The 26700-nt window shown below is 72.1% G+C and carries 25 protein-coding genes; 18 read left to right on the top strand and 7 right to left on the bottom strand.

Annotated features, from left to right (window positions below):
* Window positions 1-9: 9 nt before the first annotated feature.
* From HNR01_RS22935 to HNR01_RS22915, 5 genes are all read right to left on the bottom strand, one after another.
* Window positions 10-621: a glutathione S-transferase gene (locus HNR01_RS22935; RefSeq protein ID WP_183670075.1), complete on the bottom strand. Its 612-nt coding sequence runs from the start codon at window positions 619-621 to the stop codon at window positions 10-12.
* A gap of 42 nt (window positions 622-663) precedes the next feature.
* Window positions 664-1806 carry a dienelactone hydrolase family protein gene (locus HNR01_RS22930; protein WP_017486649.1) on the bottom strand — a complete coding sequence of 381 codons (1143 nt, stop codon included), beginning with the start codon at window positions 1804-1806 and terminating at the stop codon, window positions 664-666.
* 136 nt (window positions 1807-1942) lie between these two features.
* The gene (locus tag HNR01_RS22925) at window positions 1943-2164 is read right to left on the bottom strand and encodes a hypothetical protein (protein ID WP_017486648.1); all 222 of its coding nucleotides are present in this window, start codon (window positions 2162-2164) and stop codon (window positions 1943-1945) included.
* Window positions 2165-2257: 93 nt separating this feature from the next.
* A complete protein-coding gene (locus HNR01_RS22920) occupies window positions 2258-3106 on the bottom strand; it encodes a metallophosphoesterase (protein WP_183670073.1) in 849 nt (282 codons plus the stop codon).
* 32 nt (window positions 3107-3138) lie between these two features.
* Window positions 3139-3759, bottom strand: a complete 621-nt coding sequence (locus HNR01_RS22915; protein ID WP_183670071.1) for a cation efflux transmembrane domain-containing protein — start codon at window positions 3757-3759, stop codon at window positions 3139-3141.
* A 201-nt stretch (window positions 3760-3960) separates the two neighbouring features.
* Between HNR01_RS22915 and croR the strand changes: the two genes are divergently transcribed.
* From croR to HNR01_RS22845, 14 genes are all read left to right on the top strand, one after another.
* A complete protein-coding gene (croR, locus tag HNR01_RS22910) occupies window positions 3961-4434 on the top strand; it encodes a 3-hydroxybutyryl-CoA dehydratase (RefSeq protein ID WP_017486645.1) in 474 nt (157 codons plus the stop codon).
* A gap of 147 nt (window positions 4435-4581) precedes the next feature.
* Complete coding sequence (locus HNR01_RS22905) at window positions 4582-5391, top strand: TrmH family RNA methyltransferase (RefSeq protein ID WP_183670069.1); 810 nt, start codon at window positions 4582-4584, stop codon at window positions 5389-5391.
* 112 nt (window positions 5392-5503) lie between these two features.
* Window positions 5504-7006 (top strand): helicase HerA domain-containing protein, encoded by a 1503-nt coding sequence (locus HNR01_RS22900; RefSeq protein ID WP_096486307.1) that lies wholly within the window; start codon window positions 5504-5506, stop codon window positions 7004-7006.
* A gap of 172 nt (window positions 7007-7178) precedes the next feature.
* On the top strand, window positions 7179-8771 hold the full coding sequence (gene crtI / locus HNR01_RS22895) for a phytoene desaturase family protein (protein WP_183670067.1): 1593 nt from the start codon (window positions 7179-7181) through the stop codon (window positions 8769-8771).
* Window positions 8771-9199, top strand: a complete 429-nt coding sequence (locus tag HNR01_RS22890; protein ID WP_017486641.1) for a DUF2141 domain-containing protein — start codon at window positions 8771-8773, stop codon at window positions 9197-9199. Before crtI ends, HNR01_RS22890 begins: the two co-directional genes overlap by 1 nt.
* A gap of 7 nt (window positions 9200-9206) precedes the next feature.
* Window positions 9207-10175, top strand: coding sequence for an ABC transporter ATP-binding protein (locus tag HNR01_RS22885; RefSeq protein WP_183670065.1), 969 nt, complete (start codon window positions 9207-9209; stop codon window positions 10173-10175).
* A complete protein-coding gene (locus HNR01_RS22880) occupies window positions 10172-11383 on the top strand; it encodes an ABC transporter permease (protein WP_183670063.1) in 1212 nt (403 codons plus the stop codon). The genes HNR01_RS22885 and HNR01_RS22880 overlap by 4 nt, the downstream gene beginning before the upstream one ends.
* A gap of 99 nt (window positions 11384-11482) precedes the next feature.
* Window positions 11483-12325 (top strand): type 1 glutamine amidotransferase, encoded by an 843-nt coding sequence (locus HNR01_RS22875; protein ID WP_183670061.1) that lies wholly within the window; start codon window positions 11483-11485, stop codon window positions 12323-12325.
* Between the two features lie 144 nt (window positions 12326-12469).
* A complete protein-coding gene (locus HNR01_RS22870; RefSeq protein WP_183670059.1) occupies window positions 12470-14008 on the top strand; it encodes a phytoene desaturase family protein in 1539 nt (512 codons plus the stop codon).
* Between the two features lie 12 nt (window positions 14009-14020).
* The gene (locus HNR01_RS22865) at window positions 14021-14833 is read left to right on the top strand and encodes a lysophospholipid acyltransferase family protein (protein WP_183670057.1); all 813 of its coding nucleotides are present in this window, start codon (window positions 14021-14023) and stop codon (window positions 14831-14833) included.
* Complete coding sequence (locus HNR01_RS22860) at window positions 14830-16038, top strand: glycosyltransferase family 2 protein (RefSeq protein ID WP_183670055.1); 1209 nt, start codon at window positions 14830-14832, stop codon at window positions 16036-16038. The genes HNR01_RS22865 and HNR01_RS22860 overlap by 4 nt, the downstream gene beginning before the upstream one ends.
* Before the next feature lie 147 nt (window positions 16039-16185).
* Window positions 16186-17313 carry a Ppx/GppA phosphatase family protein gene (locus tag HNR01_RS22855; RefSeq protein WP_183670054.1) on the top strand — a complete coding sequence of 376 codons (1128 nt, stop codon included), beginning with the start codon at window positions 16186-16188 and terminating at the stop codon, window positions 17311-17313.
* Window positions 17314-17433: 120 nt separating this feature from the next.
* The gene (locus HNR01_RS22850; RefSeq protein ID WP_183670052.1) at window positions 17434-18150 is read left to right on the top strand and encodes an RlmE family RNA methyltransferase; all 717 of its coding nucleotides are present in this window, start codon (window positions 17434-17436) and stop codon (window positions 18148-18150) included.
* A 195-nt stretch (window positions 18151-18345) separates the two neighbouring features.
* A complete protein-coding gene (locus HNR01_RS22845) occupies window positions 18346-20151 on the top strand; it encodes an adenine deaminase C-terminal domain-containing protein (protein ID WP_183670050.1) in 1806 nt (601 codons plus the stop codon).
* Between the two features lie 78 nt (window positions 20152-20229).
* On the opposite strand, the gene HNR01_RS22840 is transcribed toward HNR01_RS22845, so the two are convergent.
* Window positions 20230-21117: a DUF3313 domain-containing protein gene (locus HNR01_RS22840; RefSeq protein ID WP_183670048.1), complete on the bottom strand. Its 888-nt coding sequence runs from the start codon at window positions 21115-21117 to the stop codon at window positions 20230-20232.
* A gap of 287 nt (window positions 21118-21404) precedes the next feature.
* On the opposite strand from HNR01_RS22840, the gene HNR01_RS22835 reads away from it, so the two are divergent.
* Entirely contained in the window at window positions 21405-22889 is a 1485-nt protein-coding gene (locus HNR01_RS22835; protein WP_183670046.1) for an MFS transporter, read from the top strand.
* On the opposite strand, the gene HNR01_RS22830 is transcribed toward HNR01_RS22835, so the two are convergent.
* Window positions 22843-23367, bottom strand: a complete 525-nt coding sequence (locus HNR01_RS22830) for a DoxX family protein (protein WP_183670043.1) — start codon at window positions 23365-23367, stop codon at window positions 22843-22845. The genes HNR01_RS22835 and HNR01_RS22830 overlap by 47 nt on opposite strands.
* Before the next feature lie 231 nt (window positions 23368-23598).
* Between HNR01_RS22830 and HNR01_RS22825 the strand changes: the two genes are divergently transcribed.
* Genes HNR01_RS22825 through HNR01_RS22815 form a run of 3 tightly spaced genes read left to right on the top strand, consistent with a single transcriptional unit; the run spans window position 23599 to window position 26699 of the window.
* Window positions 23599-23850, top strand: coding sequence for an acyl carrier protein (locus tag HNR01_RS22825; RefSeq protein ID WP_017486628.1), 252 nt, complete (start codon window positions 23599-23601; stop codon window positions 23848-23850).
* 19 nt (window positions 23851-23869) lie between these two features.
* Window positions 23870-25405, top strand: a complete 1536-nt coding sequence (locus tag HNR01_RS22820; RefSeq protein WP_183670041.1) for an AMP-binding protein — start codon at window positions 23870-23872, stop codon at window positions 25403-25405.
* 4 nt (window positions 25406-25409) lie between these two features.
* Window positions 25410-26699, top strand: coding sequence for a type III PLP-dependent enzyme (locus HNR01_RS22815; RefSeq protein ID WP_183670039.1), 1290 nt, complete (start codon window positions 25410-25412; stop codon window positions 26697-26699).
* The last annotated feature ends 1 nt before the right edge of the window (window position 26700 follow it).

Raw genomic sequence — 26700 nt, 5'->3', positions numbered from 1 at the left:
CCCGAAAGGCTAAGCGGCGGGCGGGCGCGTCGCCACCATGGCCGGTCGCTCCCCGAACCGGGCGAACCACGCCGCGAGCCGCGGAGCGTCGTCGCGCCACGCGATATCGGAGAAGCGCAGGTCGAGGTAACCCAGCGCGCAGGCAAGCGCGATGGTGCCGATATCGACCCGCTCGCCGAATGCCTCCGCCTGCTCCTCGAACCACGCCAGCGCGCTCTCGATCTTGGCGGTCTGCCCCTCGATCCAGGCGGCCGAGCGCTCGGATTCGGGTCGCGCCGTCAGCTCGTAGCGGATCAGCAGGGCGGCATCGAGCACGCCGTCGGCGGTGGATTGCTCGTTGAGCGCCCGCCAGCGCGCCGGCCCCTGCCCCGGGAAGAGGCGACCGCCGGCCTCGGCATCGAGATACTCGCAGATCACCCGGCTGTCGGCGAGGCTCTCGCCGGTCTCGAGAATCAGGGTCGGCACCTGGGCGAGCGGGTGCTGCGCCAGCACCGAGCGGTCGCGCTTGACCGGGTGGACGGCGCTCGGGAGCAGCTCCAGCCGCTCGGCGAGGCCGAGTTCGTGGGCAACGACCATCACCTTCCGCACGAAGGGCGAGCTGTGCGAGTGGAACAGCTTCATCGGCGTCAAGGAATCCTCTGCGGTTGTGGATGAGGCGAAGGGTCAGCGCTGCACGGCGGCGGGCGACGCCGGCAGCTTCGGCGTCTCGACGCCGAGGCGCTTCACCGGCCAGCCATCGCCCCAGCGGCGCATGTCGCTGAAGGCGGGGTCGTTCTTCAGGCTCTGGGCGTCCTTGCCGGCGAAGGCGGCGGCGGCGGCCATGTCGAAGGTGCGCCAGTAGGCGAGGAAATCGAGGCTGTCGGCGCGGGCGTTGTTGATCTGCGAGACCAGCGTGGTCTGCTCGCCCGAGAGCGCCATGTCGGCCGACCAGCGGAAGGGCGGCGGCTTCTCGCCGGGCGGGTCCGGCGGCAGCTTGATCGCCCCGCTGTCATAGGCCGCGTCGAGCCCGGCGGGCGAGGCGAGCGTCGCGGTGAGCGCCGGGAAGCCGTGGTCGTCGGAGAGCGCGCGCACGAACAGCTTGCGCTCCGGCGGCACGGAATGGGCGTCGCGCAGGATGCGGCGGGCAGCGGCGTCGGCGGCGCGCGCGTCGCGGTCGCCGATCACCGTCACCAGCAGGGTCTTGGGGGACATGCCGTCGAGGTCGCCGAGCGGGATGCCGCGGGACTTGGCATCCCGGGCGATGCCGCCGGGCATCACGACGTAGACGAGTTTCGGCGCCGGCAGGCCCTCCTTCTCGGCCTCCGCAGCGAGATGGGCGGCGAGCGGCGCGCCGGCGAGATGCCCGATCAGGGCGAGGCGACCGGTATCCGGCCGCGCATCGGCGTCGTTCGCGAGCTCGGCGAGCGCGGATTTCAGCAGGCGGGCGGCGATGGCCGGGGCGTCGGACGGCCGGGTGCGGTTCACCTCCTGGAAGCGCGGGTAGAGCACGAGCCAGCCGTGGCGCGCGAGGTGGTCGATCCAGGCTCCGTAGGCCTGCGGGTTCGGGGCGCCCCAGGCGTGCAGCAGCACCGCGACCGGACGTCCACCGTCGGGCGCCGGACCCGCCTTGTAGAAGGCGTAGGTCGCCGCGCTGGCCTTGCCGACCGCGCGCTTGGTGATGGTGGCGGACTTGTCGCCGACGCCCCCCGGTCCCTCCGTCGGCTGGGCCGGCGGCGCGGCGGCGAGGGCCGGCCCGGCGACGGACAGGGCGGCCAGCAGGCCCAGTGTGGGCCAATGCAGGGCGGCAAGTCCGGACTTCAGGCGCATCAGTCTCTCGACGATCGGCGAAAATCTGCGCCGGCCCCGTTCGCCCGAGCGAATTTCAGGGGTCGGCCGCGCCTGAATAGCAGATTCCGGCGCGGAGGCGACGCCGGAGACGCTTCGCTCTGGTTCTATTCGCGTGCTATTCGCGCTCCTTCACCCGGCGGCACTCGGTCTTGAGGTAGCTCGTCTTGCCGACCTCGTCGCGCAGGTCGGTGCGGGCGATGATCTCCTGCCAGCCGCTGGTGCAGCCGAGTTCATTCGCGACGCGGACCTTGCGCACCTCGCTCGCCCGGTCGTCGGTGCAGTCCTGCTGCGGGATGCCGTTGGCGCAGACGAGCACGACGGCGATGAAGGCGTTCACGGCGAATCTCCCGGAATTTTCGTCCATTCTATCCGCATGGAGCGGCCGGAAGGCTACGCACGATGTCGTCACCGGGTCGCGCCGGTGGGACCGTCAGCCCAGCGTCGCGATCAGATCGCTGCGAAAGGTCTTTCCTTCCACGGGGTTGGCGAGCCAACGGGTGCGCCCGATCCGCAGGTCGTGCCCGGCATGGAAGTGCCCGGAGATCCAGAGATCGGGGCGGTCCGCGTCGGGGAGATCGTCGAGGATTGTGGTGGCGTAGAAGGCTGGCACCCACCACGGCACGCCGGGAGCGTCGCGGAACGCGTCGGCGGCGAGCGGGCTCGGCGGATGGTGCGTGACGGCGACCGTCGGCCCGTCATGCGGCCGGGCCAGGGCTTCGAGCAATGCGGCCTTCTCGCGGGCATGGGCCGCCATCGCGTCCGCCGGCGACCAGGCCGCGCGGTCGGCGCGACGGATCGAGCCGCGATATTCCCGCGAGCCGGTGACGGGATCGGTCATCCGCGCGGCGGCGTAACCGACCGGGTCGTCGGGCCGGTCGGGCGTGTCGTCGGTGAGCCAGCGCCCGGCGAGCGACCAGTCGCTCCATAGCGTCGTGCCGACGAAGCGGACGCCGCCGATCACCACGGCTTGGCCGCCCTGGAGCAGGTGAATGCGGTGCCCCGACCCGTTCAGCCGGGCGACCTCGCGCTCAAGGGCGGCGAGGAGTTCGGGCGCGGTGCGCGGATCGCCGGTCGGGGCGTAATGCTCGTGGTTGCCCGGCACCAGCACCACCGGCCGCCCGCCTGCCAGCGCGAGCACCGTGGCGAGCCCGGCCTCGGGATGGCCCTCGTGCAGGTCGCCGGCGCAGACGAGCACGTCGAAGGGCGCGGCCGGCGGTGGGATCATCTCCGGCCGGCGCCGTTCGAGATGCAGATCGGAGAGAGGAAAGAGGCGCAGCACGGAATCCGCGGGTTCGAAGACGAGGGGAAGGGTCAGGCGCGGGCCTGCGATGCGGCGTCCTCGGCCGCGGCGCGCCATTCGCGGCGGGCGGCCTTGAGCACGTCGAAGGCGGAATCGGCGTTGAGGACGGCGATGCCTGCCGCCACCACGAGGTCCGGCCAGGGTGAGAGCGTCAGGGCGGTGACGAGGCCGGCGGCGATGATGGCGAGGTTGGCGGCGACGTCGTTGCGGGCGGAGAAATAGGCCGCCCGGGTCAGGCTGCCGTGGCCGTCGCGGTGGCGAGCGAGCATCAGGGCGCAGGCGAGGTTGACGAGGAGCGCGCCGAGGCCGGTCAGCGTCAGCGGGACGGGGGCCGGCGCGGTGAAGTCCGAAAACTTCTCGTAGGCGGCGTACGCCGTGGCGAGGCCCGGCACCAGCAGGATGCCGGCGAGGAGCGTCCCGAGCCGGGCCCGGTTGCGCACGCTCCAGCCGAGGCCTGCGAAGATCAGAAGGTTGATCGCGGCGTCCTCGAGGAAGTCGAGGCTGTCGGCGATGAGCGCCACCGAGCCGATGGCGAGCGCCACCGCGATCTCGACGCCGAAATAGCCGAGGTTCAGCGCCGCCACGCGGGCGACGACCGGGCGCAGGCCCGGCGAAGGCGGCAGACGAGGCACCGATGGATTCCCGGGGGTGGAGCGGAGCGGGCCGGTGATTGCCCGAGGCGCCGGGCCCTGTCGAGGGCCTTCCCGCTCGAAGCCGCTTTTGCGCCTATTGTCCGTCTGGATTTGCGCGCGCGGCTGTGCAAGGCGAAAGGACTGCCAAAGGATAGCCAAGCCGCCTTCCGAGCGGCGGTCCGGACCGGGGAGGCCTTGAGAATGTTGCCCGAACTGCGCGTGCTCTATTTCGAGGATCTCGAAGTCGGGCTCACCGAGATCCTGAGGAAGGAGATCTCCTCCTCCGACGTGGTCGGCTTTGCCGAGATCACCGGCGACCGCAACCCGATCCACCTCTCCGAGCATTTCGCCGCGCGCACGCCCTTCGGCACCCGCATCGCCCACGGCCTCTACACCGCCGGCCTGATCTCGGCGGTGCTCGGCACCCGCCTGCCGGGCCCGGGCGCGGTCTACATCTCGCAAACCCTGAACTTCCGTGCCCCCGTGCGCATCGGCGATATCGTCGAGGTGAAGGTCGAGGTGGCCGAGCTGATTCCCGAGCGCCGCCGCGCCCGGCTGGCCTGCACCTGCTCCGTCGGCGACGAGGTGGTGCTCGACGGCGAGGCCCTGGTGAAGGTGCCGAAGAAGGAAGAGGCCGACCCGCTCGCCATGCGCATGGGCGGCGGACGCGCCTAAGAGTGCCTCACAAAACTCCCGATCACCCGTCGTCTTCCCTTCCGGGCACGGCGGTGCAGCGAGAGTTTCGTGAGAGACACTCAGCATCGTCCCGAAAGGTGGCCGCCGGCTTTCGGAAAAGGACGATGCGATAGCAGGGAAGACCCCTTGTCCGAACCGATCGCCATCGAAGATCCGGACGATCCGCGGCTCACCGCCTACCGGTTCGTACGCGAGCGCGACCTCGTGGGCCGGCAGGGCCGCTTCATCGTCGAGGGTGAGGTGACCCTGCGGCTGCTGTTCTCGGACCGCGCCCGCTTCGCCGCGGAATCGGTGCTGCTGGCGCCCGAGCGCTTGCCGGGCTTTTCGGATTTGCTGAGCGGGGACGGGCCGCCGGTCTACCTCGCCGGCAAGAATGTGATGAGCGCGGTGGCGGGCTTCCCGATCCATCGCGGCGTGCTGGCGGTGGGCCTGCGCGGCGCCGAGCCCGCGCCGGAGGAGCTGATCCCGCCCGCGCCCGCACCGGCGCTCGTCGTCGGGCTCGTCGGGCTGACCAACCACGACAATGTCGGCGGCTTGTTTCGCAACGCCGCCGCCTTCGGTGCCGACGCCGTCTGGCTCGATGCCGAGACCTGCGATCCGCTCTACCGCAAGGCGATCCGCGTCTCGGCCGGCGCGGCACTGACCGTGCCCTTCGCCCGCGCTGCGAGCGGGGCGGCGCTCTTAAATCTCGCTGAGCGCCACGCCCTGACACCGCTGGCGCTGACCCCCGGTGGCTGCGAGACACTCGACCGGTTGGAGCCGCCGGCCCGCGCGCTGCTCCTGCTCGGCACCGAGGGGCCCGGCCTGCCGGAGGCGCTGATGGCGCGGGCCCGCCGCCTGCGGATCGCCATGGCGCCGGGCTTCGACTCGCTCAACGTCGCGACGGCCGGGGCGATCGCGCTGCATCATCTGGCCGGACGGCGGCTCGCCGGCTGAAGCCGCTTCCTCAAGCAGCGGCTGCGGCCTCCCGCCTGTGGACGGCTTGCGCCCTCGCGGACCCCGGCCGGTCCGCGCATGTTAGAATGCTCGGGCGCCAGCGGGGAGCGGGATGGGCTACGAGATCGATCTGGGGCGGGCCGGCGACAGGCCCGGGACGATGGACCTCACCGAGCTGCTGGCGACACGCCTGCTCGTCCAGGGCAATTCCGGCTCGGGCAAGTCGCACCTGCTGCGCCGCCTGCTGGAGCAGAGCGCCGGCCTCGTGCAGCAGGCGATCATCGATCCCGAGGGCGATTTCGTCACGCTCGCCGAGCGCTACGGCCACGTCGTGGTCGAGGCGGACGGCAACGAGGCCGAGCTGCTGCGCATCGCCGCCCGCGTGCGCGAGCACCGCGTTTCCGTCGTGCTCTCTCTCGAAGGGCTCGACGCCGAGGATCAGATGCGCGCGGCCGCCGCCTTCCTCGGCGGGCTGTTCGATGCCGACCGCTCCCTCTGGTACCCGATGCTGGTGGTGGTGGACGAGGCGCAGCTCTTCGCACCCGCTGCCGCGGGCGAGGTGTCCGACGAGGCCCGCCGCCTGTCGCTCGGGGCCATGACCAACCTGATGTGCCGCGGCCGCAAGCGCGGGCTCGCCGGCATCATCGCCACGCAGCGCCTGGCCAAGCTCGCCAAGAACGTCGCGGCGGAAGCCTCGAACTTCCTGATGGGCCGCACCTTCCTCGACATCGACATGGCCCGCGCCGCCGACCTGCTCGGCCTCGACCGCCGCCAGGCCGAGACCTTTCGCGATCTCGCCCGCGGCCATTTCGTCGGTCTCGGGCCCGCGATCTCGAAGCGTCCGCTGCCGATCGCCATCGGCCCGACGGTGACGGAGAGCCGCAACGCCGCCCCGGCCCTCTTGCCCCTGCCGACCATGGGCGAGGAGGCCCGCGCCCTCATCCTTACCGCCTCTCCCGAGGAGGAGGCGCGGCCGCTCCCCACCCCCCGGCCGAAGCCGGTGCGGGCGCCGGGGCCGGACGTTCTGGTCCAGCTCGCCAATTACCGCCCGCCGGTGCGCGAGGATCTGCCGGAGGAGGAGCCGATGGACCCGGCCGAGCGCGAGGCGGCCATGGCCGAGATCCTCGCCTCGGTGCTGGCGGATTCGGATGCCGCCGCCTGCACGCCCGCCACCCTCTATCAGGATTTCACCGTCCGCTGCCGCATCCGCCGGATCGGCGGCGAGGCGATGGGCCTGCCCGAGTTCAAGCGCCGCCTCGCCGTGGCGCGGGCCGGCGTCCAGGGCGCCACCGCCGAGGGGCCGGGCTGGGAGCGGGCGCAGGAGATCGCCGCCGGTCTGCCCGAGGATCTCGCCGGGCTGTTCCTGCTCATCGCCCGCACGGCGCTCGAAGGATCGCCCTGCCCCTCCGACGCGGCGCTGGCGGAGGCCTACGGCACCTCCTCGGCGGGCCGTGCCCGGCGCATGCTCGGCTATCTCGAAGAGCGCGGCGCCATCGTCATGCGCCGGGATCTGCGCGGTGCGCCGATCATCGCCGTGCCCGATCTCGACGCCGAGACCGGTCCGCAGATCGGCGCGGCCGCCGTGCTTCCGCTGCGGCGGCGCGGTCGCCCCTGAGGGACAAGGGGTGCGATCCCGCACGACGCTGCCTCAGGTTGATCGGGCGGTGTCGGGGATACAAGACTGGAACCTGTTGAGGGCGGCCGCACGCGACAATCCGCGCCCCTTGCCCCTGGCGCGAGTCCGGCCAAGATTGGCCGCACAATTTCAGGTCGGGAGTCCCAGAGCGTTGCTGCAGTCGCGGGAAGGTTTGCGTACCCTGTCGGGCCGCCGCGTCGTCGTCGTCGGGGCCGGCCCCGGAGGGCTCGCCACTGCACTGCTCCTGGCCAAGGCCGGTCTGCACGTCACCGTCATCGAGCGTGATACGGCGGTCGGCGGTCGCACCAAGACCGTCGAGGCGCCGGGCGGCTACCGCTTCGACATCGGCCCGACCTTCTTCCTCTACCCGCAGATCCTCGCCGACATCTTCGAATCCTGCGGCGAGCGCCTGGAGGACCACGTCCGGCTGGAGCGGCTCGATCCGCAATACAACCTCGTCTTCGAGGGCGAGGGGGGGATCTCGGGCCAGATCCAGGCCACCGGCGACGTGCCGCGGCTCAAGGCCGAGATCGCCCGGATCGCCCCCGCCGACGCGGAGAACGTGGAAAAGTTCTTCGAAGAGAACCGGGCCAAGCTGAACTACTTCAAGCCGGTGCTGGAGCAGCCCTTCGACAACTTCCTGTCGATGGCGAGTCCGTCGATGCTGGCGGCCCTGCCCCACCTCCATCCCGGCCGCAGCGTGGACCGGGATCTGAGGCGCTACTTCGCCGACCCGCGGGTGCGCCTCGCCTTCTCGTTCCAGACCAAATATCTCGGGATGAGCCCTTTCCGCTGCCCGAGCCTGTTCACGATCCTCTCGTTCCTCGAATACGAGCACGGGGTCTATCACCCGGTCGGCGGCTGCGGCGCGGTCTCGGAGGCGATGGCCGGGCTCGCCCGCCGCATGGGCGTCGATATCCGCCTCGGCCAATCGGTCGATCGGGTGCTGTTCGAGGGCAAGCGCGCCTGCGGTGTGGTCGTCGGCGGCGAGACGCTGAAGGCGGACGCGGTGGTCGTGAACGGCGACTTCGCCAAGGTGATCCGCGATCTCGTGCCGGAGGAGCGGCGCCCGCGCTGGCGCGACGCCAAGATCGCCAAGGCCCGCCTCTCCTGCTCGACCTACATGCTCTACCTCGGCATCGAGGGCAAAATGCCCGAGAGCCTCGGCCACCACACGATCCTGCTGGCCAAGGAATACGAGCGCAACATCAACGAGATCACCGGCGGCACCCTGCCGATGCAGCCGTCGATCTACGTGCAGCATGCGGGTTTCACCGATGGCGGCATGGCGCCCCCCGGCCACACCGCCCTCTACGTGCTGGTGCCGGTGCCGAACCTGAAGGCGGGCATCGATTGGGCGGCGGTCGGCCCCAGCTACCGCAAGCTGGTGCTGGAGCGCCTGAAGCTTCTGGGCCTTCCCGACATCGAGAGCCGGATCCGCTACGAGCGCGTGATCGATCCCCGCGATTGGCAGGACGAGTTCGCCGTGCACGAGGGGGCGACCTTCAACCTCGCCCACGATCTCCTGCAGATGCTGTGGTTCCGCCCGCACAACCGCTTCGGGCCGGGGCTCTACCTCGTTGGCGGCGGCACGCATCCGGGCTCGGGCCTGCCCGTGATCTACGAGGGGGCGCGCATCTCGGCCCGGCTCCTGATCGAGGATCTCGCCAAGGAGCAGGCGCCGGCCATCCTGGCGGACCTGCCGACGACCTCCCCGCTCGCCACGCAGGGCGACCCGAGCTGATGCGGGCCGCCTTTCTCCCGGGCCTTGCCGTGCTGGCCGCCCTCGCGGGCCCGGCGCGGGCCGCGGGCCTGGAGGTGGTCGTCGAAGGGGCCGATCCGGGGTTCGGCGAGGTCTACGTCACCCTGTGCCAGGGCGGGCTGAGCGAGGCCGCCTGTCCCATCGGCCGGAGCGTGCCGGCCCGCGGCGGTGCCGAGCGCTTCGTCTTCACCGACGTGCCGGCGGGCGTCTGGGCGGTCGCCGCCTTCCAGGATGAGAACGGCAACGGCCGCCTCGACCGGACGGGGCTCGGCCTGCCGCTGGAGCCCTACGGCTTTTCCGGCGCGGTGGGACGACGGGCGCGGCCGGATTTCTCCAGCGCGAGCTTCGACCTGCGTGAGCCCGGCGCCGCGGTGCGGGTTCGCCTCGCCCGTCCCCTGCCGCGGCGCTGACGGGCGGGTGATGCACGACGAGGCCCCGCTCCTCGCCGCCGTCGAGGGGGCCGCCTTCGCCTATCGCGGCCGTCCGGCCCTGCGCGGGCTCGACCTCACCCTCGTGCGCGGGACGACGCTGGCGCTGCTCGGGCCGAACGGGGCCGGCAAGACCAGCCTGATCCGCCTGCTCGCCGGGCGGCTCGCGCCGGATGCCGGTCGCGTCCGCGTCCTCGACGGCGACCCCTTCGCCGACCGGGCGACCCGGAAGCGGATCGGCTTCGTGCCGCAGGAAATCGCGCTCTATCCCCGCCTCACCGTTGCGGAGAACCTCGACGTGTTCGCCCGGCTCGCCGGCCTGAGGCGGGCGGAGCGGCGCGAGGCCGTCGCGGCCGCGGTCGGACGCTGCGCCCTCGCCGAGGTGGCCGCGCGGCTCGTGGCCACGCTCTCGGGCGGTTACCAACGCCGGGTCAACATCGCCGCGAGCCTCCTCAGCCAGCCCGACCTGATCCTGCTCGACGAGCCGACCCAGGGCGTCGATCTCGATGCACGCGCGGCGATCCATGCGGTGCTGGCGGGTTTGCGCGCGGGCGGTGCCGGCCTCGTCATCAGCACTCATGATTTTTCCGAGGCCGAGCGCCTTGCCGACCGCGTCGCGATCCTCGCGGACGGCCGGATCCGGCTCGAGGGCTCGCTCGCCGCGCTGATGCGCCCGCTCGATGCCGCTCCGCCCGAGCACGAGGCGGTGCTGGAAGGCGCTCTCGATGCCGCCGCCGAGGCAGCCCTGCGACGCTCCGGCTTCTCGCCGCTCCCCGGCGACGCGCGGTTCTGGCGCGCCGACCACGGCGCGGCGGGCGGGCTCGACGGCGCGGCGCTGCTCGCCGCCCTGCGCGCCTCCGGCGTGCCGGTGGCCGAGATCCGCGTGCGCCGCCCCGGCCTGGAGACGCTCTACCGCGACGGCCTCGCCGACCGCCCGGACCTGGAGAGCGCGGCGTGATCGCGGCGGCGTTCCGGGTGATGTGGCTCTCGCTCCTGCGCGACCGCGCGGCGCTGACCATGGCCTTCGTGCTGCCCACCGTCATCTTCGCGATCTTCGCCGCGATCTTTTCCGGCGCGATCGGGGACCGCATCCGCATCCATCTCGGGCTCGCCGATCTCGCGGGCACCGCCACCACGCAGCGCCTCGTGACCGCCCTCGAGGCCGAGCCGTCCCTGCGCGTCGAGCGCCTGGCCGTGGCGGACGAGGCTGCGGCGGTTCGGGCGGTGCGGCGCGGCGAGGTCGACGTCGCCCTGGTGCTGCGCGGAGATCTGGCGGCGCCGGGCGGCGCCGAGACGGCGAATCCGGCGCCGGGCCAGCCGGTTCTGCTGATCGAGAGCCCGTCGCGGGCGCTCGCCACGCCGATCGCGCTGGGCCAGCTCCAGCGCGCCCTCAACGACGCCCTGCCCGACGTGGTGCTGTCGCGCATCGTCGCGGACGTGGAGCGCTCCGGCAAGATCGGCCCGGACGAGCGCGCCTTCCTCGACGAGGCCTTCGCCGAGCCGCGGGCGAAGAAGGAGCCGTTCTCCTTCACCCGCTTGGTCGAGACCCGCACCACCGCGAGCGGGCGTGGCAACGAGCGGGTGAGCTACTACGCGGGCGCCATCGCCGCCGTGTTCCTGCTCTTTGCCGCGATGCAGGGGGCGCTCTCCCTGGTGGACGAGCGCGAGGGCGGCCTGGCCGACCGCCTCGCCGCCGGCCCCGGCGGCCTGCCGGTGATCGTCCTGGGAAAATTCCTGTTCCTGCTCGGGCAGGGCGTGGTCCAGGCCGGCCTCATCTTCGCCGCCGCCGCGCTGCTGCACGGCGTCGATGTCTCCGGCCACTGGATCGGCTGGCTCGTCACCTCGCTCCTCGTCTCCGCCATGGCGGCCGGCCTCGCCCTCGCCGCCTGCGCCCTCTCGGCGACCCGCCAGCAGGCGCATCTCGCCGCGACCTTCGGCGTGCTGCTGCTCTCGGCGGTGGGCGGCAGCATGGTGCCCCGCTTCCTGATGCCCCCCTGGCTGCAGCAGGCCGGCTGGCTGACCCCGAACGCCTGGGCGATCGAGGCCTATCAGACGGCTTTGGGCGAGGGCGTCTCCGCCGCCTTGCCAGCCTGGGGCGTGCTGGCGGCGTTGGCGGCGGCGGGGCTGGCGGTGGCGGTCGGCGTGGTGGGCCGCAGGCGAATCTGAGGCGGATCGCCCTGCGGCGACCTGCGCCCGCGACCCGCGGGCCCGGATCGGGCAGAGGCAGCGGCCCCGCCCTGTCTTTCCCGAGCCGCGCGAACCCTCATGACCAACGCGATGCTGCGCCTCTTGATCGCCGACGGCAACGACCGCGACGGTCGCGCCAAGCGCGCGGACGCCGTCGGCCGGACCACCTCGCAGGCCTTCGCCGCCGTGGTGGCCGACCTCGCGCCCGAGGCGGTCTGCACCCTGGTCAATCCCGCCGATGCCGATGCGGTCTCTGGAGCCGACTTCGCCGCGTTCGACGGGATGGTGCTCACCGGTTCCACCCTGCGGCTCGCCGAGGACGGGCCGTCCGTCCGGCGGCAGCTCGACCTGATGCGCGCGGCGCTGGAGGCCGGCCTGCCGGTGTTCGGCTCGTGCTGGGGCATGCAGGTCGCTGCGGCGGTTGCGGGCGGGGATGTGGGGGCCAATCCGCGCGGGCCGGAATACGGGTTCGCCCGGCGCATCGCGCCGACCGGAGACGGCGCCGCGCACCCGCTGCTGGCCGGTCGCGGCCTCGCCTGGGACGCGCCCGCGATCCATCTCGATGCGGTGGTCGGCGCCCCGCCCGGCGCGCGGGTGCTCGCCGCCAACGCCGTTCTCGACGTGCAGGCGATCGAGATCCGTTACGGTCGAGGGCTGTTCCGGGGCACGCAATACCATCCGGAGACCGATCTCGACGAACTCGCGGCGATGCTGCGGCTGAGCGCCGACGACGTCGTCGGCGCCGGTCTTGCCGCCGACCACGCCGCGGTCGACGCCTATGCGGGCGAGGTCGAGGCCCTGGCCGAGGACGACGGTTCCGCCCGCTGCCGGCGTGCCTGGCGTCTCGGGATCGGGGACGACGTGATCGAAGCCGTGCAGCGCCGCCGGGAGATCGGCAACTTCCTGACGTCTCTCTCCTGAAGTTCCCTGCCCGGGGTCTCTGTCCACAGCCCGCGGCGCGGAATGGCCGGTGCGCGACCGGGTGGCACGTTGACCCTTCCCCATCTGGATCTAGCTTCGCTTTGAGGGTCTTCTTTGTCCGGCCCCGCGGGAGACGCGTGTTCAATGAGCCAGGGTAGTTCGGTCGCGGTCGTCGGCAGCGGTCTCGGTGGGCTGGCCTCCGTCTGCGTGGCGGCGGCCCGCGGCCATCGCGTCACGGTCTACGACAAGAACGACTGGATGGGCGGCAAGGCCGCGGTGCTGCACGAGGGCGGCTTCCGCTTCGATATGGGCCCGACCATCCTCACCGTGCCCCGCGTGCTGGAGCGCATCTTCGCCGAGGCCGGGCGCTCGGTGCACGACTACATGGATCTGCGCCGCCTCGACCCGCAATGGCGCTGCTTCTTCGATGACGGCTCCCGCATCGACCTGATCGAGGATGTCGACGCCATGGCCGCCACCATGGACCGGTTCGCGCCGGGCCAGGGCATCGGCGACGGCTACAAGCGCTTCATCGCCATCTCGGAGCACCTGCACGGCGTCTCCGAGCGGTTCTTCTTCTGGAAGGCGGTGCAGGACCTGTTCGACACGATCGACCTCCGCGCCAACATGAATCCCGGCACCCTGCGCGACGTCCTGTCCCTGCGCATGCACGCCACCGTCGCGAGCACGATCCGCGGCAAGGTCAAGGATGCCCGCCTCGCGCAGATGCTCGACCACTTCGTGCAGTATGTCGGCTCCTCGCCCTACGGCGCCCCCGCCGTGCTCTGCGCCATCGCCCACATGCAGACGGCCGAAGGCGTCTGGTACCCGATGGGCGGCACCCGCGCGGTGGCCGAGGGGCTGATGCGGCTCGCCACCGAACTTGGCGCCACGTTGAAGCCCGCCGACGAGGTGCTCGGCCTCGACATCGCCGACGGCCAGCTTCGCGGCCTGCGCACCCGCGACGGGACCAGCGCCTACGACGCGGTGATCTCCAACATGGATTCGGTGCGCACCTACCGCGAACTCGTCGGCGGCGAAGTCGGCAAGGCCTACGAGAAGAAGAACTTCGAGCCGGCCTGCTCCGGCGTGGTGCTCTATCTCGGCCTGAACAAGCGCTACGACCACCTCGCCCACCACGACTTCGTCTTCTCCCGCGATCCGGAGGAGGAGTTCGACTTCATCTACCGCAAGGGCGAGCCGGCCCCCGACCCGACCGCCTATCTCGCCGCCCCCTCCTCGACCGATCCGAGCGTGGCGCCGGAGGGCGGCGAGGCGCTCTACGTGCTCGTCCACACGCCCTATCTGCGGCCGCACCACGATTGGTCGAAGATGTTCCCGGCCTATCGCCGGACGATCCTGGAGAAGCTCAAGCGCACCGGCGGGATGCCGGACATCGAGGAGCGCATCGTCGTCGAGCGCCACCTCACCCCGCAGGACATCCACGACCGCTACAAGGTCCTGAACGGCGCGATCTACGGGCTGGCCTCGCACGGGCGGATGATGGGCGCGTTCAAGCCCGGCAACCGCTCCCGCGAAGTGCGCGGTCTCTACCTCGCGGGCGGCGCCGCCCATCCGGGGCCGGGCATGCCGATGGTGATGATGTCGGGCTGGATCGCGGCCGACGCCCTCGATCAGGACCTGCGCGGAAGCCGGGAGCCGGAACTGCGCAAGAGCGCCTGAGCTTCTCCCGCCATGATGCGGTCGACAAAGCCGCCCGAGCGCTCACCGCGGCTCTGGCGGTTCATGGTTGCCTATTTCGACCGCTTCGTGCGGCGCCACCTGAACGCCCTGCGGCTCGCCCGCTGGGGCGTTCCGGCCGACGGGACGGGCATGGGCGCGCTGGTGATCTATTCCAACCATCCGGCGTGGTGGGATGCGGCGATCCTGATCGTCGCCGCCGACCGCCTGTTTCCGCAGCGCGAGAGCTTCGCGCCGTTCGATGCCGCGATGCTGGAGAAGTACGGCATCTTCCGGAAGATGGGCGCCTTCCCGGTCGATCTCGACAGCGCCCGGGGCGCCGCGCAGTTCCTCGCGGCCTCCCGCGCGATCCTGAGGGCGCCGAACCGCGCGGTCTGGATCACCGCGCAGGGACGCTTCGCCGACGTGCGCGCCCGGCCCCTCGGCCTGAAGCCCGGCGTCGCCCGGCTCGCCGAGATCGCGCCCGAGGCGACCTTCCTGCCGCTCGCCGTGGAATACGCCTTCTGGGACGAGCGCGGCGCGGAGGCCTTCCTCGCCTTCGGTGCCCCGCTCGCCGCCGCCGAGCTGCGGGCCCTGCCCCGCCCGGAGCGGCTCGCCCGGCTGGAGACGGCGCTGACCGCCACCCTCGACCGGCTCTCCGCCGACGTGGTCGCCCGCGAGCCCGAACGGTTCGAGACGCTGCTGGCGGGCCGGCGCGGCGTCGGCGGCGTCTATGACGGCTGGCGCCGGCTCGCGGCGGCGCTGACCGGCCGCCGTTTCGAGCCCGGACACCGAAGTGGCGATGCCGAGGAGATGCGATCGCGATGATGCTGGCGCTCCTCGTCCTCGCCCTCGTCGCCCTGGCGCTGGCCCTGCTCCCGGCGGGGCTGGCGGCGGTCAACCTCGCGATCCTGCGAACCCCTGCGCCCACGCCGACCGACGGCCTCGTCTCGATCCTGATCCCCGCCCGCAACGAGGCGGCGGTGATCGAGGGCACCGTGCGGGCGGCGCTGGCGAGCCGCTGCGTCCCGGTCGAGGTCCTGGTCGGCGACGATCACTCGACCGACGACACCGCCGCGATCGTCGCGCGCATCGCCGCGACCGATCCGCGCCTACGCCTCGTCGCCGTGCCCGCCCTGCCCGAGGGATGGACCGGCAAGAACCACGCCTGCGCCGCGCTCGCCGGCGCGGCGCGGGGCGAGCGCCTGCTGTTCCTCGATGCCGACGTGACCCTGGCGCCGGATGGCGCGGCGGCGCTCGCCGCGCACGCCGGCAAGAGCGGGGCCGATCTCGTCAGCGGCGTGCCGCGCCAGGTGATGGGGACGCTGGGCGAGCGCCTGACCGTGCCGATGATCGACTTCCTGATGCTCGGCTACCTGCCGATCGCCATGATGCGGGCCTCGCCCCGGACCTCGCTCGGCGCCGCCTGCGGGCAGATGATCCTGATCGCCCGCGAGGCCTACGCCGCCACCGGCGGTCACGGCGCGATCCGCACCTCGCTGCACGACGGCGTGCGCCTGCCGCGGCTGTTGCGCGAGCGCGGCTATCGCACCGATCTCGTCGCCGGCCACGCGCTCGCCGCCTGCCGGATGTACCGCGACTTCGCTCAGTCCTGGGCCGGCTTCTCGAAGAACGCGCACGAGGGCATGGCGACGCCCGCGGCGCTCCCCGTTTGGACGGTTCTGCTGTTCGGCGGCCATGTCCTGCCCTGGCTCGTCCTCGCCGCCGCGCTGGCGTTCGGCGCCGGCACCGCCGTCGCGATGGCGGGCGCGGCCGCTCTCGTCTCGCTCGCCACCCGCGCGGCGATCACCTTTCGGGTGGCCGAGCCGGCGGCGACGATCCCCCTCCACCCGCTCACCGTCTGCACGGCCCTGGCGATCCAGTGGAACGTGCTGCTGCGCCCGGCGCGTGCCGGCCGGGCGGTGTGGAAGGGCCGCAGCTACGCGGTGGGCGGATCGATGGGCGGATCGATGGGCGGACCCGTGGGTGGATCCTTGGAAGGAGCGTCGAAGCCGCAGCGGAAGCCGGGCTGATCCCTTTCAACCCAAAACAATCCGTGCGGCAAATCGTGTTAGGCGCGTCATCCAGCCTTTGCAGTTCCTGAACAACGCCTGTAGCCTTGGTGACACGACGGCCCGGCACCTTGCCGGGCCGCATCGCCAGGAAGTTCGGTCGCGTCGATGAGGGATGAGAGCGCCGCCGCCGTGTCGGCCCGCCCCACCGCCGACCCGCACACATCGCGGGAGGGATCCCGCACGGTCACGGGCGGACGTCCGATCGAGAGCTACCCCCCGCGCTACGAGACCGGCCGTCACGGGCGACGCGAGGCCTACGCCGCGCTGGATCTCGGCACCAACAATTGCCGCCTGCTGATCGCCGAGCCGACGCCCAACGGCTTCCGGGTGATCGACGCCTTCTCCCGCATCGTCCGCCTCGGCGAGGGCCTGGGCAATTCGAACCGCCTCACCGAGGCGGCAATCGAGCGCACGGTGGAGGCCCTGCGCATCTGCCGGGGCAAGATGAAGTCCCGCGCGGTGGCCCGCTCCAAGGTGATCGCCACCGAGGCCTGCCGGCTCGCCGTCAACGGCGCCGAGTTCGTGGCCCGCGTGCGCGCCGAGGTCGGGCTCGATCTCGAGATCGTCGACCGGCAGACCGAAGCCTATCTCGCGGTCACCGGATGCGCCGCGCTCGCCGACCCGCGGGCGGAATCGGTTGTGATCTTCGACATCGGCGGCGGCTCCACCGAGATCGCGTGGCTCGACGGTGCCGCGGCCAATCCCTCGACCGACCCGACCCTGCGCATCCGCGCCTGGGATTCGCTGCCCGTCGGCGTGGTGACGCTGGCCGAGCGCCATGGCGGCACCGAGGTCACCCGACGCACCTTCGAGGGCATGGTGGAGGAGGTCGGCGACCTCATCTCCCCGTTCGCGATCCGCGCGGCGGCGGCGGCCACCGCGCCCTACTTTCACCTGCTCGGCACCTCCGGCACCGTCACCACGCTCGCCGCCATGCACCTGCGGCTCGCCCGCTACGAGCGGCGCCGGGTCGACGGGCTCTGGATGAGCGACGACGAGGTCGGCGACGCCATCGAGGATCTGCTCGACACCCGCCTCGAACAGCGCGCCGACAATCCCTGCATCGGCCGCGACCGGGCCGATCTCGTGCTCGCCGGCTGCGCCATTCTGGAGGCGATCCGCCGGGTCTTCCCCTCCGACCGCCTGCGCATCGCCGACCGCGGCCTGCGCGAGGGCCTCCTGATGAACATGATGCGCGAAGACGGCGTCTGGCGCCGCGGCCGCTACCGCTGAGCATCGTCCCGAACGATGGCCTCCGGCTTTCGGAAAAGGACGACGCGAGAACAAAAGCCCCGCGCACTTCACGGGCCGGACGGACCGCGATAGGGACGGACCCGTGAAGGAATCGAGATCATGAGCGACCGGCGAGGCGGGACGGGCGGCCTGCGCGGCGACCTGAAGCAGCGGGTGAAGACCGGCCGCGGGCGCACCCTCTCCCAGAAGCGCTGGCTGGAACGCCAGCTCAACGATCCCTACGTCGCCCGCGCCAAGCGCGAGGGCTACCGCTCCCGCGCGGCGTTCAAGCTCGTCGAGATCGACGAGCGCTTCAAGCTGCTGAAGCCCGGACAGCGGATCGTCGATCTCGGCGCCGCCCCGGGCGGCTGGTCGCAGGTGGCGGCGAAGATCGTCGGCGAGAGCGGGCGCATCGTCGGCATCGACCTGCTCGACGTCGAGCCGATGGCGGGCGCCACCTTCATCACCCTCGACTTCCTCGACGACAGCGCCCCCGAGCGCCTGACCGAGCTTCTCGGCGGCAAGGCCGACCTCGTCCTGTCCGACATGGCCGCCAACACCACCGGCCACAAGAAGACCGACCACCTTCGCACCATCGGCTTGGCCGAATCCGCCGCCGCCTTCGCCGCAGAGATCCTGGCGCCGGGCGGCGCCTTCCTGGCCAAGGTGTTCCAGGGCGGCACCGAGGGAAGCCTGCTGGCCGACCTGAAGCGCGATTTCGCGGTCGTGCGCCACGTCAAGCCGGCGGCGAGCCGGGCGGATTCGAGCGAACTCTACGTGCTGGCCACCGGATTCCGCGGGCCGTCGGCCGATCCCGTGGCGGACGACGAGGGCTGAGCCTCAAGACGCGTTCCGTCGGGGTGAGGCGAAGCCATCCGGCGACGCGGCCCTTCCAGGGTTGGGCGGCGCCCTCCGATGGCCTCGCTCCGCTCGCCGTGACGAAATCGGTCGGGGCGGCTGCCCGCCGCCGCCCGGTCGTGGCACGATAGCTGCGCGTTCCATTCGAGAGCCCGCGCAAGCCTGAAGGCCCCGATGACCGTCAAGCCCCTCAACCGTTTCGCCGTCGCCCCCCTGGCCCAGATGACGCGTCGCCTCGCCGAGGTCGCCGCCGGGCGGGCCGAGCCCGATCTCGTCATCACCGGCGCGCGGGTGCTCTCCACCTATTCCGAGCGCATCCTGCCCGACCGCGAGATCTGGATCGCGGGTGGGCGCATCGCCGCGGTGAAGCCGGCGGGCCAGCATCGCGGTCATGCCCCGCGCCACGACGCGGCCGGCGGCCTGATTGCGCCGGGTCTGGTCGACCCGCATCTGCATATCGAGAGCAGCATGATCACGGCCTGCGCCTATGCGGAGGCGGCGCTGATCAACGGCACCACCACGATCGTCTGCGACAGCCACGAGATCGGCAACGTGCTCGACGTGAACGGCGTCGAGTGGATGCTGGAGGATGCCCGCGCCGCGCCGCTCAACATCTTCCTCACCGTGCCGAGCACGGTGCCCGCCACCACGTCGGAGCTCGAGACCGCGGGCGGCGACCTGACGGCGGAGAAGATCGCCGGGCTGTTCGATGCTTGGCCCGAGGCGGTCGGGCTCGGCGAGAAGATGGATTTCGTCGCGGTGGCTGCCGGGGACGAACGGGCGCACGCCATCCTCCGCGCCGCCCTGGAGCGGGGTCGCCCGGTCTCGGGCCACGTCTACGGCCGCGATTTCGTGGCGGCCTATGCCGCGAGCGGCGTCACCGACACCCATGAGGCGGTGGATGCCGACATCGCCGACGACCTCCTGGAGGCCGGCCTCTGGATTTTCCTGCGCGGCGGCCCGCCGACCACTCCCTGGCACTCGCTGCCCAAGGCGATCGGCACGGTGACCGAGTACGGCGCCGCCTGGAAACGCGTCTGCGCCTGCACCGACGACCGCGACGCCGACGACCTGCTCGCCTTCGGCCTCGACTGGGTGGTGCGCGAGGCGGTGGCGCGCGGCATCCCGAAGCCCGCGGCCTGGGCCATGGGCTCGCTGCACGGGGCCACCCGCTACGGCCTCGACGGGGAGATCGGCGGCCTCGGCGGCGGGCGCCGGGCCGACCTCGTGCTCTTGAACGACGATCTCGTGCCGCAGGCGACGTGGTACGGCGGCGAACGGGTGGTGGCGGACCGCAAGCCGACGCCGCGGCTGGAGGAAGCCCTCGCCCGTCCCTACCGCTACCCGGCGCCGGCCTACGCCACGGTGCGCCTGCCCGATCCCCTCCCCGCCCTGATCCCGCCGCTGCCCGCCGGGCCCTGCACGGTCAACGCGATCCGCACGACGCTGCCGGGGATCGAACTGAGTCATGAGCGTGTCGCGCTGACACCCGGCGCCGATTGGCCGGCGACGCTCGCTGCGCATGATCTCTGCCACGTCGCGGTGATCGAGCGGCACGGCCGCTCCGGCGGGATCGCCCACGGGCTGCTCTCCGCCTTCGGCCTGAAGCGCGGCGCGGTGGCGAGCAGCGTCGGTCACGACTCGCACAACCTCATCGTCGCCGGACGGAACGAGGCCGATATGCGGGTGGCGCTCGACGCCATCGCCGCCGGTCAGGGCGGGGTCTGCGTCGTCGAGGAGGGGCAGGTCGTCGCGATGGTGCCGCTGCCGGTGGCGGGGCTCCTCTCCGACAAGCGCGTCGGCGCGGTCGCGGAGGAGGTGAGAACCCTGAAACGGGCCTGGGACCGGGCCGGCTGCAGCATCCCCTATATGGGCTTCAACCTGATCCCGCTCTCGGTGATCCCGCAGATCCGCATCACCGACAAGGGCCTGGTGCTGGTGCCGGAGATGCGACAGGTGCCGCTGTTCGAGGCCGCTTGAGCGCGGCGACCGGCTTTCCCTCTCCCCGCAGGCGCGGAGAGGGGATGTCCGGCCGGTTTGAGGGGACGCGGCCGCGGCTCAGCGCGCCGTGGAAATGCCGGGTCCCTTATCGGTCCATTCCGGCGGCAGACCGAACATGTCGCCGATGATGCCGTCCACGCCCGGAGCGCGGCCGAAGGCCTCGCAGTCGGGATCGAGCGGGGCCTCGCCCAGCGTGGTGATGCGGATGCGGTCGTAGGTCGGGAGCTGCAGCTCGCCCTTGAACGGGTCCTTGCCGGTGGCGAGGTAGGAGCCGAAATCCTGGCCGAACTCGCCCGCGAGGTCGTAGGCGTCGCCGGCCGCGGAGAAGCGGGCCTGGTTGGTGAAGGAATTGGCCGCGCCGGCCCAGATCATCGCCGCGCGCTGGCGGTTGCGGGCGTCGAGCGCCTCGGCCTCGATGGTCAGGCTGCCCAGCCCGATCGGCACCCGCGGCACCGGCACCTTGCCGATCGTGTTGGCGAATCCGACGCCGACCTGCGCGGCGACGGAAATCGCCGCCGAGGCGCCGATGGTCGCGCTCGCCCCCGGAACGTTGGTGACATCGACCCGCGTGATCGCCGAGCGCACCGTGAGGTCGGCGCGCCCCGAGGACACGATGTCGTAGCGCAGCGACAGGTCGTAGCAGAGCGCCCGGTCGGCGGCGTTGGCGATCACGCGCCGCTCGGCCGGCGTCAGGCCGGGGCCGGAGACGGCTTCGGTGAACACGGTCGGCACGATCCGCACGGTGCGCACGGTCTGCGGCAAGGTCGGGTCGATGAACAGCTTCGACTCGGAGGCGACCGCGTCGCTGGTCACGAACTGGTCGCGGCGCGAGAGGGAGCCGCCGTCGGTGAGAACCACGTCGCCGCAGCCGGCGAGGCCGGCGAGCAGGGCCGCGGCGAGCGCGAGGCGGGACAAGCCGGAACGAGGATACGACCGCAGGGGCATCAGGCTCTTTCGCGGGATGGGAGGCCGGCGCCGTCGGGCGCGCGGGGTACGGATCCGACCGAGGCCGGACAGCGCCGCTTTTCGGGCGGAAGCCTAGCGGTAAGGTGGCGGTCCCGGAAGGATTTCGCAGGCCCCTGCGCGCGGATCTCGCGGGTCTGTGACCGTTCAGCCACGTTGTTTCATCCCGCAACACTCCGGTAGTCGATCCCGCCGCCCCACCGAAACGATGGGGCGCCCCCGCTCCCCGTGGCGCAACCCTTCGGCGCGTTGCACGCTTCTTCCTGCCGATGCGTCCCGCCCAGATCGTTCCCCTCGTCGTCGCCACCGCCCTGTTCATGGAGAACACCGACTCGACGGTGATCGCCACGGCGCTGCCGGCAATCGCGGCGAGCCTCGGCGTCGATCCGATTGCCCTCAAGCTGGCGCTGACCGCCTATCTCGTCAGCCTCGCAATCTTCATCCCCATCTCGGGCTGGGCCGCCGACCGCTACGGCGCCCGCAACGTCTTCCGCGCCGCGCTCTGCGTCTTCATGGCGGGCTCGCTGGCCTGCGCCGCCGCGAATTCGCTCGCCGGCTTCGTCGCCGCCCGCTTCGTGCAGGGGATCGGGGGAGCGATGATGGTGCCGGTCGGCCGCCTCGTGATCCTGCGCTCTGTACCGAAATCCGAACTCGTCGGGGCCCTGGCCTACCTCACGATTCCCGCGCTGATCGGCCCGATCCTCGGGCCGCCGCTCGGCGGCTTCATCACCACCTACGCCGACTGGCGCTGGATCTTCTTCATCAACATCCCGATCGGGCTCGCCGGCATCGTCCTGGCGACCCTGTATTTCGGCGATATCCGCGAGGAGACCCGCCCGCCGCTGGATGTGACGGGCTTCCTGCTCTCGGGGGGCGGACTCGCCCTCCTGATGCTCGGCTTCGCCTCGACCGGGCGCCATCTCCTGCCGGACGGCGTGTCCTGGGCCTGCATGGCCGGCGGGATCGTCCTCGTCGGGCTCTATCTGCGCCACGCCAAGCGGACCGAGCACCCGCTCCTCCGGCTCGACCTTCTCAGGCACGACACCTTCCGCGCGGCGGTGACGGGCGGAAGCCTGTTCCGGATCGGGACCGGAGCGATCCCGTTCCTGCTGCCGCTGATGCTGCAGATCGGCTTCGGCCTCGATCCGCTGCATTCGGGCCTGATCACCTTCGCCGCGGCCGCCGGCGCGCTTCTCATCAAGATCGTCGGCCCCCGCATCCTGCGCGCCCACGGCTTCCGCCGGGTGATGGTGACGAACGCGCTGGTCGCCTCCGCCTTCCTTGCCGCCAACGGGCTGTTCACGGCGCAGACGCCGCATTGGATCATCGTCAGCGTGCTGCTGCTCGGCGGCTGCGTGCGCTCGCTGCAATTCACCTGCGTCAACGCCATCGCCTATGCCGACCTCGAATCGCGCGAGATGAGCGCGGCGACGAGTCTCGCCAGCGTGGCCCAGCAGCTCTCCCTGAGCCTGGGCGTCTCCATCGGCGCCCTCGCCTTGGAGGGCGCCGCCGCGTGGCACGGCCACGGGGGAATCGCGGCGGACGACTTCCCCCTCGCCTTCCTCGGGGTGGCGGTGGTCTCGGCGGGCTCGTTCTTCGTGTTCCGGAGGCTGGCACCGGATGCCGGGGCCGAGGTCTCGGGTCAGCGCCGCCTGCGCGACGCCGTGCCGAGACCCGCCGACGGATCGCCTCAGAGCCTCGCCCCGGTCACGCCGCAGCACGCGCCGGAGCCCGGCCGCCCGTCGTCCGCTTGACGCCGCCCGTCTTGGCGCGCGCCGGTGCCTTGGCCGGTGCCTTGGCCGATGCCCGTGCCGGCGCGTCGCCCGCCTGGAAAAAACCTCGCCAGCTCCAGGCGCCGGGCCCCGTCATCGCGTACATCAGGAAGGCGCCGGCGAGCCCGAGATCGGCGAGGAGGAAGCTGCGCTCGGTCACCGCGGCGGCCCCGGCATGGAGCCAGAACGGGTGGAGAAGGGCCGCCATGCCGGCGACGAAGCCGGCCATGGCGAGCCCCGTGAGCCGCGGCATCACGCCGAGAACCACCGCCAGCGGCCCGAACACCTGCACGATCACCGCCGCGGTCGCGACCGCGTTCGGCGCGGGGCAGCCGGCGCCCGCCAGCGTCACCGCGAAGCCGGAGACGTTGAGCGCCCGCGCGACGCCGGTCGGCAGCAGGGCCGAGGCCATGAGGAGACGGGCGGCGAGAAGCACGCCGTTCTGGGCTGAACCGAACACGGGCCGAGGACTCCGGGAGAGAGGAATGCCGGGAAGCCTCGGGGGGCGGCGTGAATCGCCGGTTAAGCGGATCGCCCGAAGGCGCGGATGGCTGGGGATCGTCCGTCAACCATCGGCGAACCATCGACCAACTATGGGCCCACCATGGACTTGCCCGTGCGATGGGCTTAAGCCCGCAACCCGAGACCAGCGCAGGACGGTTCGAGGGGTCGAGAAGCCGTGGTTCAGTCGATGGCCGACGTGCGGGAGGCGATCTTCGCCTTCATCGCGGCCCGCAACCCGGGCCTTCCCTCCGGCGCCGTCACCGGGGACACCTCCCTCGTGACCAGCGACGCGCTCGATTCGATCGGCATTCTCGACCTGATGATGCATCTCGGCGACCGCTTCGGCGTCGAGATCGACGAGGACAGCTTCGACCTCGCCAACTTCGCCAGCGTCGACACGCTGGCCCATTTCATCGACGACCGGCGTTCCGACGTCTGATCCCCGCCTGATCCGTTCCATGGCCCCGACGCTGCTGCACCACCTGCTCGATGGAGCCGGCGCGGACGATTGCCCCGCGATCGTCGAGGAGGCCGAGCGCCTCACCTACGGCGGCTTCCGCGCCCGCGTCGCCGCGCTGGCGCGGCGCTTGAGAGATCTCGGGCTCGCGCCGGGCGACCGGGTCGCGATCCTTCTGCCGAAATCGGTCCGCGAATGCGTCGCGATCTTCGCCGTCAGCGCGGCGGGCGGCGTGTTCGTGCCGATCCATCCGTCCTTACGCCCGCGCCAGGTCCACCATATCGTCGCCGACAGCGGCGCGCGGGTGCTGCTGACCGATGCGGCCCACGCCGCCGGGCTGGAGGGCGCGCTCGACGATTGTCCGGGTTTGCGCGTCCTTGCCGAAGAAGTCGGTCCGCCCGAGGAAACCGGTGAGGACGCCGCCGCCCTCCCGCCCGGCGAGCCGGCGCCCGACGGGCTGGCGGCGATCCTCTACACCTCGGGCTCGACCGGCCTGCCCAAGGGCGTGATGCTCTCCCACGCCAACCTGATCGCCGGCACCCGCATCGTGCGGACCTATCTCGGCATCGGCCCGGGGGACCGCATCCTCTCGGTGCTGCCGTTCTCGTTCGATTACGGGCTGAACCAGCTTCTCACCAGCGTGGAGCAGGGCGCGCGGATCGTGCTGCTGACGCCGCGGCTCGGCGACGACGTGGTGCGGGCGCTGGAGGCCCACCGCATCACCGTGCTCGCCGGCGTGCCGACGCTGTGGACCCTGCTGACGCGGGCCGCGCCGCATCTGGCCAAGGCCGATCTTTCGGCCCTGCGGACGATCACCAATTCCGGCGGCAGCCTCGCCCTGCCGACGATCGAGCGCCTGCGCGCCCGGCTGCCGCACACCGCCATCGTGCTGATGTACGGCCTGACGGAAGCCTTCCGCTCGACCTACCTGCCTCCGCACGAGATCGACCGGCGGCCGGATTCGATCGGCCGCGCCATCCCCGAGACCGACATCTTCGCGCTCACCCCCGAGGGGCGGCGGGCCCGGCCGGGCGAGCCCGGCATCCTGCACCACCGCGGCCCCACCGTCTCGATGGGCTACTGGAAGCGGCCGGAGGACACCGCCCGCGTGCTGGTGCCCGACCCGTTCCCGCCGCCGGGGACCGAGCCGGGGCTCGTCTGCCGCTCCGGCGACCTCGTGATGGAGGACGCGGACGGCTTCTTCCGGTTCATCGGCCGCGAGGACACGATGATCAAGACGCAAGGGTTCCGCGTCAGCCCGACCGAGGTCGAGGCGGCGCTGATGGAGACCGGCGCCTTCCGCGCCGCCGCCGTGATCGGCCTGCCGGATCCGAGCCTCGGCCAGCGCATCCACGCGGTCACCGTTCCCGCCGAGGGCGCGCCGGGCACGGCGGACGTGCTGCAGCGCCTGCGCACGGCCCTGGCGCCCCACCTCGTGCCCCGCACCATCGAGGCGGTGGCGGCGCTCCCGACCACGCCCAACGGCAAGGTCGATTACAAGCGCCTGACCGCCGAGCGCGCGGCGGCGGAGATCTAGGCCGATGGCGGTCCCTCCCGATCTCGCCGCCGCCCTGATCGCCGAGAATTTTTCGCGCGACGCGGGGGGCGTTCTCCGTGTCGGCGGCCTGTCGGTGATCGACCTGACGAAGGAATTCGGCACGCCGCTCTTCGTCTACGATGCCGGGACGATGCGCCGGACCTACCGCGCCCTGTGCGCGGCGGTGACCGGTTTCGCCGAGGTCGACTTCTCCGTGAAGGCGAACCCGAATCCGGCGGTCATCCGCGTCTTCCACGAGGAGGGCGCGGGTGCCGAGATCGCCTCCGGCGCCGAGTTCGACGCGGCACGCGCGGCCGGTGTCCCGCCCGAGCGGATCCTGTTCGCGGGGCCGGGCAAGGGCGCGGCCGATCTCGACCGGGTGATCGCCGGCGGCATCGGCGAGATCCACCTCGAGAACCGCGAGGAGATGGTTCGGGTCGCAGCGGCAGCGGAGCGTCACGGTGCGACCGTGCGGGTGGCCCTGCGGATCAACCCGGGCGCCGCTGCGCAGGGCGGGGCGATGCGGATGGGCGGCAAGCCCTCGCCCTTCGGCTTCGACGAGGAGGCGATGGACGCCGCCATCGACGCGGTGGAGGCGCAGGCCGCGCTTCGCCTCGTCGGGCTTCATCTGTTCGCGGGCACGCAGGGGCTGAAGGCGGAGACCCTGCTCGGCCAGTGGGCCTACGGCCTCGGCCTCGCCGCGCGGATCGCCCGCCGGACCGGTCGCCCGCTGGAGACGATCGACCTCGGCGGCGGCCTCGGCATCCCGTATTTTTCCGGTGACGCCGCCCTCGACCTCGGCGCGCTCCGCGCCGGGCTGCCCGACCTGATCGCGACACTGCGGGCCGATCCCGGTCTGGCCTCGGCCCGCGTGGTGCTGGAGCCGGGCCGCTATCTCGCCGGGCCGGCGGGACTCTACGTGGCGCGGGTGCTGGCGGTGAAGGAATCCCGCGGCAGCCGCTTCGTCATCACCGACGGCGGCATGCATCACCACCTCGCCGCGAGCGGCAATCTCGGTCAGGTGGTCAAGCGCGACTTTCCCCTCGCGGCCGTCATGGACGGCGGCGGTACGGAGCGCGGGGCCACGGCCGTCGTCGGCCCGCTCTGCACGCCGCTCGACATGCTGGCCCGTGCCGCGCCGCTGCCGCCGCTCGCCGAGGGCGACCTCGTCGCCGTGCTGCAGTCGGGTGCCTACGGGCTGACCGCGAGCCCGACGGGTTTTCTCAGCCACCCGCTGCCGGCCGAGGTGCTGGTGGAGGACGGACGGGCGACCGCGATCCGGGGTCGGGGCTGAT

It is taken from the genome of Methylorubrum rhodesianum (assembly GCF_014199985.1).
Lineage (GTDB): Bacteria > Pseudomonadota > Alphaproteobacteria > Rhizobiales > Beijerinckiaceae > Methylobacterium > Methylobacterium rhodesianum.
The sequence above is the reverse complement of the archived record's forward strand: the minus strand, read 5'-3'. Positions and strand labels throughout refer to the sequence as shown.